Origin of the sequence: Clostridioides sp. ZZV15-6388, assembly GCF_020657755.1 — a bacterium.
Taxonomy (GTDB): Bacteria; Bacillota; Clostridia; order Peptostreptococcales; family Peptostreptococcaceae; genus Clostridioides.
Genome location: NZ_JAGWCU010000147.1, coordinates 1 through 255 on the forward strand (window position 1 = coordinate 1; position 255 = coordinate 255).

The 255-nt window shown below is 52.2% G+C and carries 1 rRNA gene; it reads right to left on the bottom strand.

What is annotated here, in order from left to right:
- Positions 1-255, bottom strand: a 16S ribosomal RNA gene (locus tag KGF48_RS20120); the annotation flags it as partial.

The following is a 255-nucleotide window of genomic DNA, read 5'->3' on the forward strand; positions in this document are numbered from 1 at the left end:
GCATCCCAGGGGGCTGCCTTCGCCATTGGTGTTCTTCCAAATATCTACGCATTTCACTGCTACACTTGGAATTCCACCCCCCTCTGATGAACTCTAGTCCTGCAGTCACAAATGCAATTCCCAGGTTAAGCCCGGGGATTTCACATCTGTCTTACAGAACCGCCTGCGCACGCTTTACGCCCAGTAATTCCGATTAACGCTTGCACCCTACGTATTACCGCGGCTGCTGGCACGTAGTTAGCCGGTGCTTATTCT